The sequence below is a fragment of the Actinomycetospora sp. genome, assembly GCF_055612215.1.
The window spans coordinates 1-3,772 of record NZ_JBVPVA010000855.1 but is presented as its reverse complement, the minus strand read 5'-3'; the positions used below and the strand labels follow the sequence as shown (position 1 = coordinate 3,772).

Annotated in this window: 5 protein-coding genes and 1 pseudogene; all 6 read left to right on the top strand. The window is 71.3% G+C overall.

Annotated elements, in window-relative coordinates; genetic code table 11:
• A pseudogene (locus AC0CYZ_RS23300) lies at window positions 1–70 on the top strand (30S ribosomal protein S5); the annotation flags it as partial.
• Window positions 71–73: 3 nt separating this feature from the next.
• Window positions 74–253, top strand: coding sequence for a 50S ribosomal protein L30 (gene rpmD, locus AC0CYZ_RS23295; protein WP_472219749.1), 180 nt, complete (start codon window positions 74–76; stop codon window positions 251–253).
• A 2-nt stretch (window positions 254–255) separates the two neighbouring features.
• Complete coding sequence (gene rplO / locus AC0CYZ_RS23290) at window positions 256–717, top strand: 50S ribosomal protein L15 (protein ID WP_472219747.1); 462 nt, start codon at window positions 256–258, stop codon at window positions 715–717.
• 233 nt (window positions 718–950) lie between these two features.
• Window positions 951–2,270, top strand: coding sequence for a preprotein translocase subunit SecY (gene secY, locus AC0CYZ_RS23285; protein ID WP_472219745.1), 1,320 nt, complete (start codon window positions 951–953; stop codon window positions 2,268–2,270).
• A 99-nt stretch (window positions 2,271–2,369) separates the two neighbouring features.
• A complete protein-coding gene (locus AC0CYZ_RS23280) occupies window positions 2,370–2,927 on the top strand; it encodes an adenylate kinase (RefSeq protein WP_472219743.1) in 558 nt (185 codons plus the stop codon).
• Window positions 2,928–2,933: 6 nt separating this feature from the next.
• A partial coding sequence (map, locus tag AC0CYZ_RS23275) for a type I methionyl aminopeptidase (protein ID WP_472219740.1) occupies window positions 2,934–3,772 on the top strand: 839 nt, incomplete at its 3' end.

Sequence of the window (3,772 nt, the reverse complement as noted above, 5' to 3'; positions counted from 1 at the left end):
CCGGGGTCTGCCGCTGGACGAGGTCGCGCCGGCGCGGATGCTGCGCCAGCGCGCCGGTCAGGGGGTCTGAGCCATGGCCGACCTGTTGGTCACGCAGACGCGCTCGTCCATCGGGGGCAAGCGCAACCAGCGCGAGACCCTCCGGACGCTCGGGCTGCGCCGGATCGGCATGACCGTGACCCGGCCGGACACCCCGCAGAACCGCGGTCTGATCCACACCGTGCGGCACCTCGTGACGGTCGAGGAGGCCTGACCATGCCCGAGAACACCCAGACGCCCATCAAGCTCCACCACCTGCGCCCCGCCCCGGGGAGCCGGACGGAGAAGACCCGCGTCGGTCGCGGTGAGGCCTCGAAGGGCAAGACCGCCGGCCGCGGCACCAAGGGCACGGGCGCCCGCAAGAACGTCCCCGCGTCGTTCGAGGGCGGCCAGATGCCGCTCCAGATGCGCCTGCCGAAGCTCAAGGGCTTCCGCAACCGCAACAAGGTCGTCGCCCAGGTCGTCAACATCGGCGACCTCGCGCGGCTGTTCCCCGACGGCGGCGAGGTCGGCCCGGCCGAGCTGGTCGCCGCCGGCGCGGTGCGGGCCGGGCACCCGATCAAGGTGCTCGGCGAGGGCGACCTCGGCTCGGTGACGCTGCAGGTGAGCGCGCACGCGTTCTCCGGCTCCGCCAGCGAGAAGATCAGCGCCGCGGGCGGGACGACCACGGTCGTCTGACCCGTTCACCACACGACCCGGGCCCGGGGTGCCGACGGCACCCCGGGCCCGTGTGGTGTCCGGGGCCGGTCGGGGTGGCCCCGGCCTGCTGTTACCCTCGCCTGCAGGCCCCGCCCCCCGGAACGCCACACACCCGGAGCGTCAGCCGTCCGGCCCGGTCCGCCCCCTCTCGGGGCGCCGACGGCGACCGGTCGAGCGGCGGAGCCGGAATCGACGACCAGCTGGAGGTCCGAGTGCTCGGCCCCGTGCGGTCCGCGCTGGCGACGCCGGACCTACGCAAGAAGATCCTGTTCACGCTCGGCATCGTCGCGGTCTACCGACTCGGCGCCACCCTGCCGGCCCCCGGGGTCTCGTACACCAACGTGCAGGCCTGCCTGCGCCAGGTCCAGGGCGGTGACGCGGCCAGCGTCTACTCCCTGATCAACCTGTTCTCCGGTGGCGCACTGCTCCAGCTGTCGATCTTCGCGCTGGGCATCATGCCCTACATCACGGCGAGCATCATCATCCAGCTGCTCACCGTGGTCATCCCGCGCTTCGAGCAGCTGAAGAAGGAGGGGCAGTCCGGTCAGGGCACGCTGACGCAGTACACGCGCTACCTGACCATCGCGCTGGCCATCCTGCAGTCCACCGGCATCGTGGCGCTGGCGGACCGCGGGCAGCTGTTCCAGAACTGCGACCCCTCCCAGTTCCCGATCCTGCCGGGCGCCGGGGTCTTCGACCTCGCGGTCATCGTGCTCGTGATGACGGCCGGCACCGCCATGATCATGTGGTTCGGCGAGCTGGTCACCGAGCGCGGCGTCGGCAACGGCATGTCGCTGCTGATCTTCACCTCGATCGCGGCGCGCATCCCGGCCGAGGGCCAGCAGATCCTCTCGAGCTCGGGCGTCCTGGTCTTCGCCGTCGTCTGCGTCTTCGGCCTCGCGATCATCGCGAGCGTCGTCTTCGTCGAGCAGGGCCAGCGGCGGATCCCGGTCCAGTACGCCAAGCGCATGGTCGGCCGCCGGATGTACGGCGGGACGTCGACCTACCTGCCCCTGAAGGTCAACCAGGCCGGTGTCATCCCGGTGATCTTCGGGTCGTCGCTGCTCTACCTGCCCGACCTGCTCTCGCGGCTGGTGGGCAACTCCAGCTCCGGCTTCGCCGTGTTCGTGCAGAACTACCTGGCGAACCAGTCCAACTGGCTCCACATCATCCTGTACTTCGCCCTGATCATCTTCTTCACCTACTTCTACGTCGCGATCACGTTCAACCCCGAGGAACGTGCCGACGAGATGAAGAAGTTCGGGGGCTTCATCCCGGGCATCCGGCCGGGCCGGCCCACGGCGGAGTACCTCCAGTACGTCCTCTCGCGGATCACCTTGCCGGGATCGATCTACCTCGGCATCATCGCGGTCCTCCCGAACTTCTTCCTGGGCATCACCGGCCAGGGCGGCAACCAGAACTTCCCCTTCGGGGGCACCGCCGTCCTGATCATGGTCGGTGTCGGCCTGGACACCGTGAAGCAGATCGAGAGCCAGCTGATGCAGCGCAACTACGAGGGTTTCCTGCGCTGAGCGTGTGCTCCCCGCCCGCTGCGGGGGAGCCGGGGACGGCCCCCGCAGGGCAGGATGGGCACGCGTGACCGACGACGGTCGCGCCGGAGAGGAGTGGACATGAGGATCGTTCTGGTGGGCCCGCCCGGAGCAGGCAAGGGGACGCAGGCGGCACGGTTGTCGGAGCGGCTCGACGCCCCGCACATCTCCACCGGCGACCTCTTCCGCGACAACATGAAGAACGGGACGGAGCTCGGCCAGGAGGCCCAGCGCTACGTCGACGCGGGCGACCTGGTGCCGGACGAGGTCACCGTCGCCATGGTCAAGGACCGCCTCGCGCAGCCGGACGCGGCGCAGGGGTTCCTGCTCGACGGCTTCCCGCGCAACACCTCCCAGGCCGACGAGCTGAACAAGGTCCTCTCCGAGCTCGACCAGAAGCTCGACGCCGTCCTGCTGTTCGAGGTGGACGACGAGGAGCTGATCCAGCGGCTCACCTCGCGCGGCCGTTCCGACGACACCGAGGACGTCATCCGCAACCGGCAGGAGGTCTACCGCCGGGAGACCGCTCCGCTGATCGAGTACTACCGCGACCTCCTCGTGACCGTCGACGCCATGGGCGACATGGACGAGATCACCGACCGCGCCATGGACGCGCTGGCCGACGAGCCGGAGGACTGAGCGGCGGTGGGCCTGGGCCGGGTCGTGCGCGGGGCCGGCCGGGTCGGCGGCGCAGGCCTTGCCGACGTGGGCGTGGGCCTCGGGCGCGTGGCCGGGCGGCTGTCGGGCGGCCGGATCGGGAGCGACGTGCAGATCAAGTCGCGAGGTGAGCTCGACGCGATGCGAGCCGCCGGCCTCGTCGTGGCGGCGACCCTCGCGCGCGTCGGCGCCGCCGCGGTCCCCGGCGCCAGCACCGCCGACCTCGACGCGCTCGCCGAGTCGACGATCCGGGAGGCGGGCGCCGTCCCGTCCTTCCTCGGGTACCACGGGTTCCCCGGGAGCATCTGCGCCTCGGTCAACGCCGAGGTCGTGCACGGCATCCCGCGGCCGGGCACGGTGCTCGTCGAGGGCGACCTGCTCTCGCTCGACTGCGGCGCGATCCTCGACGGCTGGCACGGCGACGCGGCGGTGACCGTCTCGATCGGCACGCCGGCCCCCGGGGACGCCGAGCTCTCGGCGGCCTGTCGGGCGGCGATGTGGGCGGGCATCGCGGAGGTCCGGCCGGGCAACCGCCTCGGCGACGTGTCGCACGCGGTGCAGCAGCACGTCGAGGCCGAGGGCCTGTCGATCGTGCGCTCGCTCGTCGGCCACGGCATCGGGCGCGACATGCACGAGGACCCGCAGATCCCGAACTACGGGGACCCGGGCAAGGGCCCCCTCCTCGAGGAGGGTATGGTCCTGGCCATCGAGCCCATGACGACCGCCGGCCGGCACGCCGTGCGGATGGGCACCGACGGGTGGGCGATCTTCTCCCAGGACAACTCGCTGGCGGCCCACTTCGAGTTCACCGTGGCCGTCACCGCGGA

What these genes read in the sequence shown, in the direction of transcription:
- rpmD (WP_472219749.1), top strand. Translation starts at nt 74, where the DNA reads ATGGCCGACCTGTTGGTCACGCAGACGCGCTCGTCCATCGGGGGCAAG.
- rplO (WP_472219747.1), top strand. Translation starts at nt 256, where the DNA reads ATGCCCGAGAACACCCAGACGCCCATCAAGCTCCACCACCTGCGCCCC.
- AC0CYZ_RS23280 (WP_472219743.1), top strand. Translation starts at nt 2,370, where the DNA reads ATGAGGATCGTTCTGGTGGGCCCGCCCGGAGCAGGCAAGGGGACGCAG.